Genomic DNA, 16,664 nt, shown 5'->3' on the forward strand with positions numbered 1-16,664 from the left:
ATAAAAGTAACAGAGGTTTGTAATGACATGCTATAAAGGGTCACTACTATTGAGGTGTTGAACAATAATAAGAAGGTAAGTGCTTGTGAGTCGTAAGAATTTCTTATTTCAAAAGTTGGTTAATTCCCTGCTAGAGCATATTAGGCAGTATTATGAATTGGGTGACGATTTACCGTCCGATGTTGTGCTGGCGAAGCAATTTAGTGTCAGCCGTACCACAGTGCGAAAAGCTATTGAGTATCTAGAATCGCTCGATATTTTGGTGAAATCTGGAGCACAAAAAACCTTGGTCGCCATGCCAGAAGAACAAGATTACTTTGATGTAAGCCTGCACACTAAGCCGAAAGAAAAACTGGTAGAAGAGTATTTTCTTAAACTGATTCAATGTGGAAAACTCAAGCCTGGAGACAAATTTTCGGAGCTGGAATTAGCGCGCCAATCGGACAGCAGCACGGTTGCCGTTCGTGAGTTTTTAATTCGCTTTTCACGTTTTGGTCTGATCGAAAAGAGCCCTAGATCCCAGTGGCAAATGAAAGAATTTGATGAAGCCTTTGTGGATCAACTTTATGAAGTACGCCATCTGTTTGAAATGCATGCTTTATCGAATTTTATGTCATTGCCAGATGACAGCCCTTATTGGGCAGAATTGAAGACCTTGATGGAAAAACATCAGGCGGTGTTAGAAAACATCGAAACGCGTTATGAAGACTTCCCGAGATTGGATCAAGGGGTTCATGATTTATTGCAGCAGGGCCAGCCTAATCAGTTTATTAATGAGTTCTACGACATCATCAGTTTTGTTTTTCACTACCATTATCAATGGGACAGGAGTAATGAAAAAGAGCGTAATAGGGTAGCGGCCCATGAGCACATTGCGTTTATGAGTAAGATGCTGAAGAAGGATCGTCGTGGCGCGATGTTAGCGTTTGAAAAGCACTTGAATACGGCAAAACAGTCATTAAAAAATACCGCTATACTTTGATGGACTGCGCCACGACGAGCAAAATTGCATGTGAGGTCTTTGCTCGCAACAATGTGAAAAGGTCTTGTTTGAGTCTTGGGGCAAGATCAAAGGCCATAAACGCGTATTGCATTTCCGCCCAATATCTTGTCTTTTGAACACGGATTTTTTGTTAAATATCTATTAACCGTGTCGAACCATTTTTCATAAGAACTGGCGAGTAGGCATACGGGCCAGTCGCTGCCCCAAAGAAGGCGTTGCTCGCCAAATACCTCGAAGAGCGTATCTATATAGGGATAGAGCTCTTCTGCTTGCCAATCCTTTTTCGCTTCTGTAACCAAGCCAGATAGCTTGCAGCTCACTTGTGGGTGATCGCGAAAGACGGCCATGTCCCTTTGCCATTGGGCTAAATCACGGTCTTTGATGTTTGGCTTAGCAGCGTGGTCAATCACAACTTTAAGCTGCGGGTGTTGATCGACAAGGGCTTTCAAATTAGCCAGATGCTGAGGCTTAACCAAGGCATCAAAAACCAGTCGATGTTGGCTTAAGACTTGTAAAGCCTTACCCACGGCAGAGCTGAGCATCCAATCGACATCTTCTATGTCTTGAATCATAGGGCGAAGCCCAACTAATTTGGGGTGCTGCGCCAGTTGTACGATACGTTCTGTGGCTTGTTGACTGTCAAAATCGACCCAGCCAACGACCCCCTTAATACACGCATGTTGTTCGCTGAGTGCCAATAAAAAATCGGTTTCGGCGTCAGTTGGTGCGGCTTGTACCAGCACGGTGCCGTCGATGTTGTGTTGTTGCAGCAATGGCGTTAAGTCATCAGGGGTGAAGTCACGATACAGTGTGGTGAGCTCAGGTGTGAGCCAGCCATAGTCATTTCTTTTTAGGTGCCAAAAATGTTGGTGAGCATCAATCCGCATCATTGATAATGCCTTTTTTGATAATAATATTGGCGTAAAGACGGCTATCTGAAGTTTGGATAATGACGAAAGCCTTCTTCGCACGCTCGTAAAAATCAAAGCGCTCTAAACCAACTGGCGGCTGTTGCTCCTCTGTTTGTTGGGTAGCTGCTTTTTTCTGGATGATGTCGGTAAACTCCTGGACCGCGGGTGGAATGGCATCCGGATCACCGACCACTTGCATGGTGGCAAATGGGTTTTCTACAAAGGTATCGATGGGCAGCAAAGTGAGAATCGCTGCCAGCGCTTGGGAAACATCGACCCCACTTAGGCGAATGCATTGCTTACCGTGACTTTGCGCGGGGAAGTTAGTATCCACTATGACCAGTTCGTCGCCGTGTCCCATGGCTCGCATGGCATAGAGTAATTCGGGGGTGATTAAAGATGGAATGTTATAAAGCATGCTGGTTTTCCTTTTTTTGTTTTTATTTATGGCGACGTATAGGTCAGCGCGGTTATTGTGTCGGACGGTTGTATAAAACAGTTAGACAGCTAGTTGCGCTTAAAATACTCCGCATGGCTTTCTTCTAATGGTTGGATTCTTGGTACCAATTGGCCGAGGTGGTGCTTCATCGCTTGGCGTGCGGCGTCAGGGTTTTGTTCTTTGATCGCCTTTAAAATAACCTTATGTTCTTTGATGGTTTCGATAGGGCGACCTTCTTCTGGCAAGACTAACATTCGAGCCCGTGTCAGGTGTAAAGACACACTTTCTAATACCTGTGAAACGCCACCAAAGCCGGTGAAATCCATCAATAAGGTATGGAACTCTTCATCCATTTGATAAAAGCCCACAAAGTCTTTATCGGCGACCAGCAGTTCTTGCATGCGCACATTACGAGTGAGAGCAGCCAGCTCTTCTGCATTACGATATTGTGCGACGCGTTCTACTGCGGCGATTTCTAAGGCTTGCCGTAAAAAGCAGGCTTCGCGTATGTCATCCATCGAAAAACACGACACCTTGGTGGCCGATTGTGGAATGATGTCCACCAAACCTTCCGCAGAAAGTCGTGCTAAGGCCTCTGCTACTGGGGATCGAGAGACGCCCAGCTGTTCACAAATCGCACCTTTACGGATCACAGTACCGGGCGGATACCGCATTGAAAGTATGGCTTCTCGCAAGGATTGGTAGACGCGTTGAGACAGTGAACCGCTCAAGTTTTCAATTTTATTAAGCGTTGATTCTGTCATTTTTCTAATCTCTTTAAACTAACATGTTAGTTGACGGTTGGGGTTTACGATGCTAGTTTGAATATACAATAACAACAATTGAATGTGAATTTAGAGTAGAGGATAGCCCGTGATTTTTGGCTCCATACAAGCCCTTCGCCTACACGCTAATGATAACGTCGTTATCGCCTTGCGTGATTTGGCAAAAGGCAGTGAACTCCATGAATTTGGCATGACACTGCAAAGTGATGTTCCCCGAGGCCATAAGCTGGCTATAAAACCTTTATCGATAGGCGACAATGTTATTCGATATGGTCAAATCATTGGCCAAGCGACTCAACCTATTGCCGTTGCTGAACATGTCCATGTGCATAACATGGGAATGGGAGAGCATCTGCAAAGTTATGCTTTTTCTGAGCAAAGTGTTCCCCTTCCCGCCATTGCTCCCCCTCGCACTTTTAATGGTTATCACCGTGCCAACGGTCGTGTTGGCACACGCAATTATTTAGGGATTTTAACCTCAGTGAATTGCGCAGGCTCAGTGGCGCGATTTATTGAAGAAGCGGCAAGCAAGACCGATTTCCTCAAGGCTTACCCCAATATCGATGGCATTGTGCCCATTGTTCATAGCAGCGGTTGTGGCATGTCAGGGGATGGGGAAGGTTATCAAACTCTGCATCGAACCCTGTCTGGCTACGCGCAAAACCCCAACTTTGGCGGCATTTTATTGGTCGGTTTAGGTTGTGAGGTGATGCAGGTATCTAGTTTGGTGGGTGAACGTGAATTAGGTGCTGACGGCGCGTTCCGTTACATGACGATTCAGTCGGAAGGCGGCACTCGAAAAACCATTGAAAAAGGGCTGCAAGAACTGCACTTGATTGCCGAACAGGCGAATAAAGTGCAGCGTGCACCCGCGCCGGTTTCAGAGATTATGGTTGGTATGCAATGCGGCGGTTCAGATGGTTATTCCGGCATCACAGCGAATCCGGCTTTAGGCTATGCCTCGGATCTTTTGGTGCGCCATGGCGGTACCACAATCCTGTCTGAAACTTCGGAAGTCTATGGTGCAGAGCATTTGCTGACGCGTCGTGCTGTGTCCGAAGCCGTTGGGCAAAAACTCGTTAATCGTATTCATTGGTGGGAAGACTACTGCGCCCGCAATGGCGGCGAAATGGACAATAACCCTAGCCCAGGTAATAAAAAAGGCGGCTTAACCACGATTCTCGAAAAATCCCTAGGAGCGGTGGCCAAAAGCGGCAGCGCACCTTTAACCGATGTGTATTTGTTTGCCGAAAAAATTGATAAAAAAGGTTTTGTCTTTATGGACAGTCCGGGCTTCGATCCCTGTTCGGTCACTGGGCAAGTGGCGTCGGGCGCTAACATGATTATTTTTACTACGGGCCGTGGTTCGGTCTCTGGTTATAAACCGACTCCTTGTATCAAGCTGGCGACCAATACGGATATGTATCGCCGTTTAGAAGAAGACATGGATTTGAATTGCGGTGACATTGTTTCTGGCAATGTGTCTATTGAAGACAAAGGCACAGAGTTATTTGAATTGATTATTCGAATTGCCTCTGGAGAAGAAACCAAAAGTGAGGCGCTCGGTTATGGTGGGGCAGAGTTTGTTCCTTGGCAGATTGGCGCAGTGATGTAACGAAACGGAGAATACCAAGTGAGACTTAAAGGCAAAACAATATTAATAACAGCCGCGGGTCAAGGAATCGGTAGAGCAAGTGCCGAAGCCTGTTTTAATGAAGGGGCACAGGTGATTGCCACCGATGTAAATGCCGAGGCGTTACAGCAATTACAAAAGGCTTGCCCAGGTATTAAAACCCACTTACTTGATGTCACCGATGGTCATGCGATTAAAGCACTTGCTGGGCAATTGCCAAATTTAGATGGCTTATTCAACTGTGCGGGCTTTGTCCATAATGGCTCCGTGTTGGATCTCAGTGATGAAGATTGGGATTTCAGTGTGGCGTTAAACGTCACTTCTATGGTGCGCATGTGCCGCACCTTTTTACCCGGCATGTTAGAACAAGCTAAGGTCGGGGGGTCTTCTTCTATCGTCAATATGGCCTCTATGGCATCTTCCATCAAAGGCTTCCCCATGCGTACTGCCTACGGTGCGACGAAAGCGGCGGTAATCGGTTTGACTAAGGGAATCGCTGCGGATTTTGTCAAGCAGGGGATTCGTTGTAATTGTGTGTGTCCGGGGACAGTGGATACACCTTCTTTACGGGGGCGAATTGACTCAGCACCTGACCCAGTACAAGCACAAAAAGACTTTATTGCCCGTCAACCTATGGGGCGGCTCGCCGAGGTCAGCGACATTGCCCCTATGATTGTTTATCTTTTATCCGACGACAGTAAGTTTGTTACCGGACAAGCTATGTTGGTGGATGGAGGCGTCACTATTTAATAATCACTGTCATTTTTTAAGAAAATCTCTACCCAATAAAAGGGTGCCGCAAAAGGTCACGAGCACAGTAGTTTTGCGATAGCCTCTAAAAATAAAAAAGGAGAGAAACTAATGTCATTACTGGTGGAAATGCGAGGCATTGAAAAACGCTTCCCCGGCGTTTATGCCCTCAAAGCGGTGAACTTTGATCTGGTTGGAGGTGAAGTACATGCTTTGATGGGCGAAAACGGCGCGGGCAAATCCACCTTGATGAAAATCCTTTCCGGCGTCTATCAACGGGATGCAGGCAGCGTCCAAGTTAGTGGCCAGAATGTCACTTTTGATGGCCCCAAAGCAGCCCAAAATGCAGGGGTTGGCATCATTCACCAAGAGCTGAGCTTGATGAATGATCTAACGGTGGCACAGAATGTTTTTATTGGCCGTGAACCGCGTTCTTTTCTTGGCGTTATTGATGAGGGCCTTCTCAACCAGCGAGCCCGTGATATTTTTCAGCGCATGAATTTCAATCTTGATCCGACCACAGAAACTGGCCATTTAACGGTTGCCAAGCAACAGATGGTTGAAATCACCAAGGCCCTGTCCTATCAATCAAAAATTCTCATTATGGATGAGCCCACGGCGGCATTGAATGATGCGGAAATTGCCGAGCTGTTTGTCATTATTCGGCGTTTAAAAGCCGAAGGCGTGGGGATTATTTACATCAGTCATAAAATGGATGAGATCAAAAAAATTGCTGATCGGGTCACCGTGATGCGTGATGGCGAGTACATAGACACCGTCGATGCAGCACAAACACCACTAGCCGATATTATTTCCATGATGGTAGGACGGGAGGTCAAAGAGGAAACCCTAGAGATTCCTGATCTGTCAGAGAGCCAACAGGTGTTAGAAGTGAAAGGGCTGAATCGCGGCAAAGCGATTCGCGATGTCAGTTTCACACTTAAGAAAGGCGAGATTTTAGGTTTTGCTGGCCTAATGGGCGCGGGGCGAACCGAAGTGGCTCGCGCCATTTTTGGGGCCGACCCTATTGATGCTGGGGAGGTTTGGGTGAATGGCAAACTTTGCTCTATTCAGTCGCCTAATGATGCGGTGGCAGCAGGTATCGGTTATTTGTCCGAAGATCGCAAGCATTTTGGCCTGGCCTTGGGTATGGATGTTCGTGCCAACACCGCCATGGCGACATTGAGTCGCTTTTATAATGCATTTGGTGTGTTGGACGAGGGAAAAATGGAAGCCGTGGCTAAGGGCTATATTGAGCAGCTGGGCATTAGAACGCCTTCAGACACACAGGAGGTGGGTCTTCTTTCTGGCGGTAATCAGCAAAAAGTGGTCATCGCTAAATGGTTATTGAGAGATTGCGATATCTTGATTTTTGATGAGCCAACCCGAGGCATTGATGTAGGAGCAAAGGCGGAGATTTATAAGTTATTGGAAGCCTTGGCTCAGCAAGGTCGAGCCATCATCGTGATTTCTTCTGAGTTACCAGAAGTGATGCGTTTGAGTCACCGAATTGCAGTCATGTGCCAAGGCAAATTAACGGGTATTTTGCCCGGCGGTGCCGCCACAACACAAGAACAAATCATGGCATTAGCCACCCAGTAAGGCTAGGAGAGAATAATAATGAATACCGAAAGCCAAGTTAAACCTGTTTCACTACTGAGTAGACTGTTTGATATTACCGCCCATCAACGACTGTTAGCTTTTGCGAGTCTCGTGGTGTTATTGGTGTTTTTTTCCATCGCTTCTCCTAACTTCATGCAGACCTCGAATATGTTGGCTATTTTGCAGGCTACCTCGGTGAATGGCGTATTGGCGGTCGCGGCGACCTTAGTGATTATTACCGGCGGCATTGATCTATCGGTGGGGACGTTAATGACCTTCACGGCGGTTATTGCTGGGGTCTTATTGACCAATCTGAATATGCCATTACCTGTTGGTCTATTAGGCGCAATTTTAACGGGTGCTTTTTGTGGTTTTTGTTCTGGTTCCTTTGTCGCCAAAATGAAGATTCCCCCTTTTATTGCCACCCTTGGCATGATGTTGATTTTGAAAGGCTTATCTCTAGTTTTTAGTGGTGCACGACCAATTTATTTTAGTAATACTGAAGGCTACGATGAAATCTCTCGTGGTTCCTTGATTGGCGAAGTCTTACCTTTTCTGCCCATTCCTAATGGTGTGCTGATCCTGTTTATTGTTGCGGGTGTGGCTAGCTATGTATTGAGCAAAACCATTCTAGGTCGTTATTGCTTTGGCATTGGCTCCAATGAAGAGGCAGTGCGCTTGTCTGGAGTGAATACTGATCGTTGGAAAATTGCTATTTATTCTGTGGCGGGAGGCATTTGTGGCATTGCCGGTATCTTGATGTCTTCTCGATTGAACTCGGCTCAGCCTGCGCTTGGTCTAGGTTATGAGTTGGAAGCCATTGCCGCTGTGGTCATTGGCGGCACCTCTTTATCTGGTGGTCGAGGCTCTATTATTGGCACCTTGATTGGAGCCCTGATTATGGCGGTACTGACTAATGGTTTACGGGTGTTATCAGTGGCACAAGAATGGCAAACCGTGGTCACTGGCATCATTATTATTCTTGCGGTTTATGCGGACATGATACGTCGCCAGAAAGCCTAGCCGTCTTAGGTTAAGTAATACTTCTTTAAAGAATTAAGTGTTAACTGGCGACTTGTGTCGCCCTAGCAAACCTCGAAAATAACAACATAACGGAGGAACGGACATGTTGTCACGTCGAACGCTCATAGGTGTTATCAGTGCAGTATCTATTATGACTACTTCATCCCTGATTAAAGCGGATGATCAGTTATATATACCGCTTATTTCAAAAGGTTTTCAACATCAGTTTTGGCAAGCGGTGAAGCAAGGTGCGGATCAAGCAGCAAAAGAATTTGATGTTAAGGTGACGTTTGAAGGACCAGACACAGAGGCACAAGTGGATCGCCAAATAGACATGCTGGCGGCGGCATTGGCGAATAAACCGGATGCCATTGGTTTTGCGGCATTAGACAGTCAAGCAGCGATCCCTCTGTTACGTAAAGCACAAAAAGCTGGCATTCCTGTGGTGGCTTTCGATAGTGGTGTGGAGAGTGATATTCCAGTGTCTACCGCCACCACAGATAACGTGGCGGCTTCCGCGTTGGCAGCCGATAAAATGGCTGAGCTGATCGGAGGCAAAGGCCAAGTGGCGGTCGTTGCCCATAACCAAACCAGTACCACCGGGGTGGATCGTCGCGATGGTTTCCTTAATCGTATGAAAGAGGCCTACCCGAATGTTGAGGTGGTCACCGTGCAGTATGGCGATGGTGATCAGCTAAAATCGACAGAAGTGGCGCGTGCCATCTTAACCTCTTACCCTAATTTAGTAGGCATGTTTGGTGCTAACGAAGGCTCTGCGATTGGTGTCGTGAATGCGGTGACAGAAGCTAAAGCGAAAAACGTGGTGGTGATTGGTTTTGATTCAGGCCAAGCACAGATGGGGGCGATTCGTAGCGGCGCTATGGCGGGTGCCATTACCCAAAACCCAGTGGGTATTGGCTATGAAACGGTGAAAGCCGCAGTGCAAGCTATCCGAGGAGAAAGCGTACCGACGGTGATTGATACGGGGTTCTATTATTACACTGCGGAAAACATCGACGATCCCAAAATCGCTGCTGTGCTTTATAACTAACATCCTTGTGCCATGGTCTTCTCTTTCGCCCATGGCAATTTTTTAAATTGGAGTGAGAAATGAAATTAGTACGATTCGGATTAGTCGGGCAAGAAAAGCCGGGGTTAATTGATAATGAAGGGCGTGTTCGAGATTTGTCAGCGATCATTCCTGACCTTGCGGGTGAGCATTTAAGTGCTGACACTATGGGCAAATTGGCTTCATTAGATACCAATACCCTGCCTTTGGTTGAGGGAACACCACAGCAAGATCTACGCTTGGGTGCCTGTGTTAATAAGGTCGGAAAATTCATTTGTATTGGTTTGAATTATGCCGATCATGCGGCGGAATCTGGTATGCCTGTACCAGCAGAGCCAGTGATTTTCAGCAAGTGGACCTCGGCCATCGTCGGGCCAAATGATGATGTAAAAATCCCTAAAGGGTCTGAGAAAACCGATTGGGAAGTCGAACTGGGGGTGATTATAGGTGAAGGCGGCAGCGACATTGATGAAGCGGATGCGATGAAGCATGTAGCTGGCTTCTGCGTGATCAACGATGTGTCTGAACGGGCTTTTCAACTAGAAGGCACAGGCACTTGGGATAAAGGCAAAGGCTGCGACACTTTTGGTCCAACAGGCCCTTGGTTAGTCACACCGGATGAAGTAGGGGATTCCAACGACCTTGGTATCTGGTTAGAGATAGATGGCAAGCGTTATCAAAATGGTTCCACTTCTACCATGGTGTTTAAAGTGCCGCATCTTATTGCTTACTGTAGTCGTTTTATGAGCTTGCAACCGGGCGACATTATTTCAACCGGAACGCCACCGGGCGTAGGCTTGGGTCTGAATCCGCCGCTTTATCTGAAGGGTGGGGAAGAAATGAAGTTGGGCATAGACAAGCTTGGTGTGCAGTGTCAAAAAGTGGTTAAGGCTTAAGCTGTTGCCGTGCTAGTGACAGTGTTTAATAGTCTCTCAATGTGACCTTGTCCCCTGCCTTAGCAGCTAAGTAGAAGTGAGCAAAGGATGAAAACCAGAATAATAGACAGCAGTGGTTCAGCCATCACAGAAATCGGCTTTGGCAGTGCGGGAGTCGGTAATCTCTATCGGCCTATTTCCTATGAAGCGGTGAGCAAGGCGATGACGAAAGCCCATAAGTTGGGGATCCGCTATTTTGACACCGCTCCCCATTACGGTGCTGGCCTTGCTGAACGGCGCATGGGCGTGGCTTTAGAGGCCATGTCTCGGGATGATATCTTCTTATCCACCAAGGTGGGGAGAGTCTTACACCCAGACAAAAATAGTCATAAAAAAGACGCTGACCATTATGTCGAGGCCAGTCCTTTTGACCGTGAATATGATTATTCCTATGACGGCATCATGCGTTCGTTTGAAGACTCTTTACAGCGTTTGGGAGTCAGCCGAATTGATATGTTATTCATGCATGACATTGGTGAACTGACCCATCAGGAAAAGAATAAGGTCTATTTTCAGCAAGCGATTGATGGTGGTTTCAGCGCAATGTCGGAACTTCGCGAGCAAGGCCTTGTGGGCAACATCGGCTTGGGAGTGAACGAATGGCAAGTGTGCGACCGAGCCATGGAATACGCCCAGTTTGACTGCTTTATGGTGGCCAATTGTTTCACCTTATTAAATCATGACATTACCGATAGCTTTACGGATAAGTGTGCTGCGAATCAGGTCTCTTTGATCGCCGCTGCGCCTTTTAGCTCTGGCATCCTAGCGAAGGGGTCTCGCGATCTTGGGCATTATTTTTACGCTGAAGCGCCGCCAGACATTGTGACAAAAGTGGTCGCTATAGAAGCGGTATGTGAACAGTTTGATGTCTCCCTTCAAGCGGCGGCGATTCAATACGCTTTGCGTTATGACTGTGTGAAATCCATTGCTATCGGCATGGCAAGTGAAGAGCGTGTGGTACAGAATATTGCTTGGTACCAAGAAGCCATTCCCGAAGCGTTTTGGCAGGCGTTGGAGCGGGTTATTTGATGGGCATAGTTGGTTTGAGATAAATCGCTCTTTTATAGCAAACCTACCAGCCATTCATTCATCAAACGCCCCGGTGCTAAGGTGCTAATGCCAGCAACTACTGTTTCGGCACAGGCGGTGGGTTTTGGTCAAAGCCTTTTATACGCAGACAGTGATAGACCTTTAAAAACCAGTGTTTGGTATCCATCCGTAACGACTTTTCCACGAGAGAGAATCGCAGATAACGCGGCTTTTCTGGACACGGATGTGGTACGGATTGGCACACCTTTAGCTGGAACATTTCCGCTGGTGGTGATTTCCCATGGTTATCACGGCAAGAGCGGCATCAAGCTATGTACCAAGATGTTTTATCTTTTCTACGTCAGCGTTAAAATGATTTCTTTGTTATGAATTCTGTCGCGAGCGCCGAAAGGCGCTCGGCGTCTGTTGCGTCACACGGTTGAACTCTCGGTTGAAGTTGGACTTGGTTTGGAATCCAGAGTCGAGATAGATTTGAGTGATGCTTTTATCACTGCTGATCAGTAATGTTTTTGCTCGTTCAATGCGGTATTCATTAACCACTTGAGACACGTTGCGGCCATAAACTTGGTTGATCGCCGCCGATATCTGACGGGCTGGAATGCAGGCCTTACGGGCCAGTCTATCTAGGGTCAGGTCTGGGTCTAGGAAGGCTTCTTTGGTGGTGAGCAGAACGTCCACCTTATGTACTATGTCTTTTACTTCATCCTCAGTGAGCTGGTGATGAGGCTTGTCCTTTTGCTCTTCTACGGGCGCTTTTTGTGCATCTTGATTGTTCTCTTGATTAGGTAGGTCGTTAACGCTTGGCGCTATGCTTAGGCTAATCATAATGACCGTGATAGCAAGCACCGGCAAGAGTATGGCATGACCCACTGTGAGTATCACCAAGGCATGATCGCCAGCATAAAATGAAAAATCCACTGCTAAGGCACCATCAATCGCCGCTGACATTAACAGCATGATCCCTGCAAGACGCTCTGCTTTTAAGGCCTTATCGATATCGGAAAAGCGCACTTGCTCGGGAATGTTAGAGCGGTTAAAGGAAGCATGAATCAGCGCCACACCATAAGCCACATACAGAAACGTCAACATGGGGTCTAAAGGCGGTCGCCAAAAGGGGTAAGTGAAAGACGCTAAAGTGACCAAAATAGGGGGTAAAAAGTGCCAAAAGCGAAAGTTATGACCTGTATATGCACTGGAAAAACAATACCAAGCGGTGACAGGAATACAGGCCGCTAAAATAGGCTGAATTAAACGAAATAACGGATAATCAAACGTCCAGCGTAGCCCTACGACGGTTGTCGTTAGTGCACATAAGGCGATAAAAACAAAGGCTGACTGGGTGCTGTCTTCACGGCGAAGAAATAATAAAACCGCCAATATGGATAACAACAAGGCAATCACAAAAGGTAATGGAATGGCGATCATTTTGGCTCCGTCTGATGTCTCTGTGTCATTAGCTAAAACCTTGCCTGACTGTAAAGGTCTCTATTCAGGCCTGTATTATGTCCTAGATCCTCATCAAGAACGTCCTCGAACCTGATCTAGGACGCGAATCTTTTCTTTGCAAGATACTTTTAAGCCTTCAACACCCCTCGATGGGATTCATCAAAGGAGAAAAGTATGGACTGGTATTTCGACGCTTGGAAGCGTTATGCGCAATTTTCAGGCACCGCATCACGAGAAGCATTTTGGATGTTCTTTTTAGTGAACTGTTTAGTGTCCGTGGGATTCGTCCTATTGGACGTTTTCTTTCACGCATCATGGAGAATGGAAGCGCTTTATAGCCTGCTGATTTTTCTTCCCATGTTGTCTTTAACGGTCAGAAGGTTACATGACACGAATCTTTCTGCTTGGTGGTTGCTGGTGGTGTTAATACCTGTAATTGGCATGTTGGTCTTGCTTATTTTATTGGCCTTACCTAGCCAATCAGACAGTGAGCCTCAGGGCGATTCTGGTATTTATCCACACAACGACAGGACTATTTAAAAGGTGAAGAAAATGAAATATGTTAATAACTTACCCCGCTTATCCACCATGTTATGCCCATTTTTGATGTTTTTAGCGGTTTTTTTCACAATAACGGCCTGTAGCAGCGAAAGTTCACGGGTGAAAAGCGAACCCTTTCAGCCTGATGATATTAAAGCTGTAGTGCTAATTGAATCACCCAAAGTGGGCACCTTGTTGCAGTTACGAGGCATTGCTGGAAAAGGTGTTCTGATTGCCAGAAAAACACCCAGCAAGCAGCAAGATGACCTTTGTGTATCGGTTCCTATTCGATTCGCGGCGGGTGACTTTGGTGGCTCTAGCATCAATATTGATTCGGCTGACTCTATTCGTTTAGCTATCTATTCAGATGAGGTGGCCAATAGGCTTATCTCTGGGGATGAAGTGGTTAGCGAAGACTATCAGGTTACAGATGGCCGTGAAGTAAGGCTTGGCGACATCAAAATTGAATCGGGGTTAACCCTAAGCTATGGCTTTGTGCTTAACCCCGGAGAATGGTCATGGTCTTCTTTGTTTGGGTTGGATCAAGAAGAGGTGAATTGTGAGGTGGTTTTTAGCTGACTTTTTAACCTGTTACGCCACCGTGGTGACGCGGTTACGACCATTTTCTTTGGATTGGTAGAGGGCCGCATCGGCACGGGTCATTAGGCTGTCTTCTGTTTCACCTAGGTGATATTGGGTTACGCCCATACTGGCAGTGAATTGAGGCAAGTTTTCGGACTGGTAGTGCTCTATGTCGTGACGAAAGCGCTCAGCTATGTTCGATGCTTCTTCTAAGCCCTGTTGTGTTAATAAAATTGTGAATTCTTCACCGCCCATGCGAAACACCATGTCCGGTTTGTTTAGGTCTTTCTGTAATAAATTGGCTAATGCTTGTAAGACCTTATCGCCAATTTGGTGGCCGTAGCTGTCATTGACGTTTTTAAAATGATCAATATCTAATGAAATTAAGCTAAAGGTTTTATTTTGGTTGGAAAGGTCGATCAATAACTGGATTTGTTCCGACCACTTGTGACGATTATAGACATTGGTCAGTTTGTCTTTTGTGGCCAGTACAATCAATTGTTCTTCGACTTCTTTGCGGGTGTCCATTTCGTCAGATAGACGGGAGATCATTTTTTTAAGGTCGAGCTCGAGTTCACCCAATTCATCACTGGGTTGAACGCTATTGTTGTCAGGCCTTGTTATGGGTACCCCTTGCTCTAATGAGGTGTGCAGTAGTTCCACCTGCTGATGAATACTATGAATGCGAGTACGAATGACATGCAATACATAGAAGGCAAGCAAAGAGCTTAATAGAAAAGCGCAAATGCCAAGGGCGGTTTCAATGACCATAAATTGGCGTTGATGGTTTTCTGTGTAGCGTGTGGCCTCTAAAGTGAGTTGGTTAATTTGTTTTAATATCGTGACTATATTGCTATCCAAGTTAGAGGCTGAGACTTCTAGTTCTTCCCAAGCCTTCTCCGATAAGAGGCCTCTTTTTAAGAGGCTTTCAAGCTGCAGCTCAAAGTTCTGATTGCTCTTGGTAAAATCATTAATTTCATCGAGTATGAGCTGATATTCGGCTGGCTTAAATTGGATGTTGTTATTATTAAGATTAGAGCTGATTAGCTGAGTGGCTCGGTTGAGTAGGTGGGTAATGGCTTGATGACGGTCTGAGAAAGATTTAATAGGATTTTGCTCAGCGTTGTTTGTGCCCATTAAAAGACGGAAGCGTTCCATTGAAAGATGTTGTTTTAGTTGTAGCATTTCTACCTGAGTGATGACTTCGGTTAGGGGGAGGTCAATCTCTGAGACTTCTTTTAACTCGCTATTGATGACTCGAACCTGATAGATGGAATAACCGATAACAATGAGTAAAAAGCTTAATGATACTGCGAGCACACTACCAATTTTTCGGTTAAGGGAGGCATTAATCCAGTCAAACATAGCGTAAACGTCCTGTCTTTTTTTCTTCATGACAAATTTAACTTTACTTCAATTTTGAGATTTAGATAGAGCCAAGGTGTAAAAAAGGCTACTTTGATTACTCCAGCCAAGTGATGCAATTACGGCCACTTTTCTTTGATTGGTAGAGGGCTTCATCAACACGGGTCATCAGACTGTCTTCTGTTTCGCCTAGGTTATATTCGGTTACGCCCATACTGGCAGTGAAGGTGGGCAAATTCTCTTCTTGATAGCTTGCTATTTTATTACGTAGCCGTTCAGCAATGGCTGATGCTTCTGCTAGATCTTGCTGTATTAAAAGCACCATAAATTCTTCACCGCCCATACGGAAGACCATGTCTGTTTTTTTCAGATTCTTTTGCAGTAAGTCCGCTAATCGTTGTAGAACCTTATCTCCAACTTGGTGACCATAGGTGTCATTGATTTTTTTAAAGTGGTCAACATCTAATGAGACCAAGCTAAAGGTTTTATCTTGGCTGGCAAAATTGATCAATAATTGGATTTGTTCTGTCCACTTATGGCGGTTATAGGTATTGGTTAACTTGTCTTTTGTTGCCAGCTGAATAAGCTGCTGCTCGAACTCCTGACGGGTGTTCATTTCATCAGAAAGGCGAGCAATCATCTTTTTAAGGTCAAGTTCCAGTTCGCTCAATTCATCACTTGCTTTTAGATTGTGGTTGTCAGGTCTGGCTATTGGACCGCCTTGTTCTAGGGAGGTATGCAGTTGTTCTACCTGTTGGTGAATCTTGTCAATTCGGGAACGCATAACCTGTATGACATAGGCGGCGAGTAAGGTGCTTAAGATAAAGGCACAAATGCCAAGGCCTGTTTCGACTAGCAAGAAGCTCTGTTGGTGTTCCTCGGTATAACGTGTGGCTTCAAGGGTGAGTTGGTTAATTTGTTCTAAGATAGAGACAATGTTTTTATCTAAATTGGCTGCTGTTGCTTCTAAATCGGCCCAAACTTCTTCTGATAAGGAAGCTGTACCGAGCAGGCTCTCAAGTTGTTGCTCAAAACTCTGGTTCACAATAGAGAAGGTATGTATTTCATCGAGTATGCGTTGATATTCTTCGGGTTTAAATTGAATGGTATCGTTATTAATATTTGTGCTGACTAACTGGGTGGCCTGGTCAAGCAGGCGAACAATGGTTTGGTGGCGATGTGAAAACGACGCGATAGGGTCTTGTTCTTCATTGCCTTTGCCCATTAACAAGCGGAAGTGTTCCATGGAAAGGTGCTGCTGCAGCTGTAACATTTCGACTTCCGTAATGACTGAGGTGAGGGGAAGGTCGACTCTTGATACGTCTTTTAATTCAGCATTGATGGAGCGAACTTGGTAAATGGAATAGCCGATAACGACCAATAAGAAGCTTAATGATACCGCGAGTATACTGCCAATTTTTCGGTTAAGAGAAGCATTGATCCAATCAAACATTAGGTAAAATATCCTGAGTATTTTTTTTATCGCAGGCTTAATTTTACGTCACTTTTGCTTGTCGGACACAGAATAAGT

The 16,664-nt window shown here is 45.9% G+C and carries 18 protein-coding genes; 12 read left to right on the plus strand and 6 right to left on the minus strand.

The annotated features are described in order from the left end of the window. Nucleotides 1–85: 85 nt before the first annotated feature. Nucleotides 86–982, plus strand: coding sequence for a GntR family transcriptional regulator (locus I8J31_RS16965; RefSeq protein WP_199469779.1), 897 nt, complete (start codon nt 86–88; stop codon nt 980–982). Between the two features lie 86 nt (nt 983–1,068). Here the strand turns inward: I8J31_RS16965 and I8J31_RS16970 are convergent, their stop codons facing one another. The 3 genes from I8J31_RS16970 to I8J31_RS16980 all read right to left on the minus strand — a co-directional run bounded on the left by I8J31_RS16970 (nt 1,069) and on the right by I8J31_RS16980 (nt 3,117). Then, nucleotides 1,069–1,893: an amidohydrolase family protein gene (locus I8J31_RS16970; RefSeq protein WP_199469780.1), complete on the minus strand. Its 825-nt coding sequence runs from the start codon at nt 1,891–1,893 to the stop codon at nt 1,069–1,071. Then, nucleotides 1,880–2,332 (minus strand): RbsD/FucU family protein, encoded by a 453-nt coding sequence (locus tag I8J31_RS16975; RefSeq protein WP_199469781.1) that lies wholly within the window; start codon nt 2,330–2,332, stop codon nt 1,880–1,882. Before I8J31_RS16975 ends, I8J31_RS16970 begins: the two co-directional genes overlap by 14 nt. An 89-nt stretch (nt 2,333–2,421) precedes the next feature. Beyond that, nucleotides 2,422–3,117 (minus strand): GntR family transcriptional regulator, encoded by a 696-nt coding sequence (locus I8J31_RS16980; protein ID WP_199469782.1) that lies wholly within the window; start codon nt 3,115–3,117, stop codon nt 2,422–2,424. A 109-nt stretch (nt 3,118–3,226) separates the two neighbouring features. On the opposite strand from I8J31_RS16980, the gene I8J31_RS16985 reads away from it, so the two are divergent. The 8 genes from I8J31_RS16985 to I8J31_RS17020 all read left to right on the plus strand — a co-directional run bounded on the left by I8J31_RS16985 (nt 3,227) and on the right by I8J31_RS17020 (nt 11,569). Next, a complete protein-coding gene (locus I8J31_RS16985) occupies nt 3,227–4,753 on the plus strand; it encodes a UxaA family hydrolase (protein WP_325101221.1) in 1,527 nt (508 codons plus the stop codon). Between the two features lie 18 nt (nt 4,754–4,771). Further along, nucleotides 4,772–5,521 (plus strand): SDR family oxidoreductase, encoded by a 750-nt coding sequence (locus I8J31_RS16990; RefSeq protein WP_199469783.1) that lies wholly within the window; start codon nt 4,772–4,774, stop codon nt 5,519–5,521. Nucleotides 5,522–5,632: 111 nt separating this feature from the next. After that, nucleotides 5,633–7,123, plus strand: a complete 1,491-nt coding sequence (locus I8J31_RS16995; RefSeq protein WP_233402869.1) for a sugar ABC transporter ATP-binding protein — start codon at nt 5,633–5,635, stop codon at nt 7,121–7,123. Between the two features lie 18 nt (nt 7,124–7,141). Next, nucleotides 7,142–8,146: an ABC transporter permease gene (locus tag I8J31_RS17000; protein WP_199469784.1), complete on the plus strand. Its 1,005-nt coding sequence runs from the start codon at nt 7,142–7,144 to the stop codon at nt 8,144–8,146. Between the two features lie 103 nt (nt 8,147–8,249). Beyond that, nucleotides 8,250–9,197, plus strand: coding sequence for an ABC transporter substrate-binding protein (locus I8J31_RS17005; protein WP_199469785.1), 948 nt, complete (start codon nt 8,250–8,252; stop codon nt 9,195–9,197). Between the two features lie 59 nt (nt 9,198–9,256). Continuing rightward, nucleotides 9,257–10,111: a fumarylacetoacetate hydrolase family protein gene (locus I8J31_RS17010; protein WP_199469786.1), complete on the plus strand. Its 855-nt coding sequence runs from the start codon at nt 9,257–9,259 to the stop codon at nt 10,109–10,111. Nucleotides 10,112–10,198: 87 nt separating this feature from the next. Next, nucleotides 10,199–11,179, plus strand: a complete 981-nt coding sequence (locus I8J31_RS17015; RefSeq protein WP_233402870.1) for an aldo/keto reductase — start codon at nt 10,199–10,201, stop codon at nt 11,177–11,179. An 87-nt stretch (nt 11,180–11,266) separates the two neighbouring features. Next, nucleotides 11,267–11,569, plus strand: coding sequence for a hypothetical protein (locus I8J31_RS17020; protein ID WP_199469787.1), 303 nt, complete (start codon nt 11,267–11,269; stop codon nt 11,567–11,569). Here the strand turns inward: I8J31_RS17020 and I8J31_RS17025 are convergent. After that, nucleotides 11,564–12,625 (minus strand): helix-turn-helix domain-containing protein, encoded by a 1,062-nt coding sequence (locus I8J31_RS17025; protein WP_199469788.1) that lies wholly within the window; start codon nt 12,623–12,625, stop codon nt 11,564–11,566. The genes I8J31_RS17020 and I8J31_RS17025 overlap by 6 nt on opposite strands. Here I8J31_RS17025 and I8J31_RS21065 point away from each other — a divergent pair. The 3 genes from I8J31_RS21065 (at nt 12,615) to I8J31_RS17035 (ending at nt 13,765) form a co-directional block, all read left to right on the plus strand. Continuing rightward, nucleotides 12,615–12,740, plus strand: a complete 126-nt coding sequence (locus I8J31_RS21065; protein WP_267905904.1) for a hypothetical protein — start codon at nt 12,615–12,617, stop codon at nt 12,738–12,740. The genes I8J31_RS17025 and I8J31_RS21065 overlap by 11 nt on opposite strands. Nucleotides 12,741–12,820: 80 nt before the next feature. Then, nucleotides 12,821–13,186: a DUF805 domain-containing protein gene (locus tag I8J31_RS17030; protein ID WP_199469789.1), complete on the plus strand. Its 366-nt coding sequence runs from the start codon at nt 12,821–12,823 to the stop codon at nt 13,184–13,186. Nucleotides 13,187–13,198: 12 nt separating this feature from the next. Next, complete coding sequence (locus I8J31_RS17035) at nt 13,199–13,765, plus strand: hypothetical protein (protein ID WP_199469790.1); 567 nt, start codon at nt 13,199–13,201, stop codon at nt 13,763–13,765. A 12-nt stretch (nt 13,766–13,777) separates the two neighbouring features. Here the strand turns inward: I8J31_RS17035 and I8J31_RS17040 are convergent, their stop codons facing one another. Further along, entirely contained in the window at nt 13,778–15,133 is a 1,356-nt protein-coding gene (locus I8J31_RS17040) for a GGDEF domain-containing protein (protein WP_199469791.1), read from the minus strand. 97 nt (nt 15,134–15,230) lie between these two features. Then, nucleotides 15,231–16,586, minus strand: a complete 1,356-nt coding sequence (locus tag I8J31_RS17045; protein WP_199469792.1) for a GGDEF domain-containing protein — start codon at nt 16,584–16,586, stop codon at nt 15,231–15,233. Nucleotides 16,587–16,664: the final 78 nt, after the last annotated feature.

It is taken from the genome of Marinomonas transparens, from assembly GCF_016463975.1.
In the GTDB taxonomy this organism is placed as follows: Bacteria; Pseudomonadota; Gammaproteobacteria; order Pseudomonadales; family Marinomonadaceae; genus Marinomonas; species Marinomonas transparens.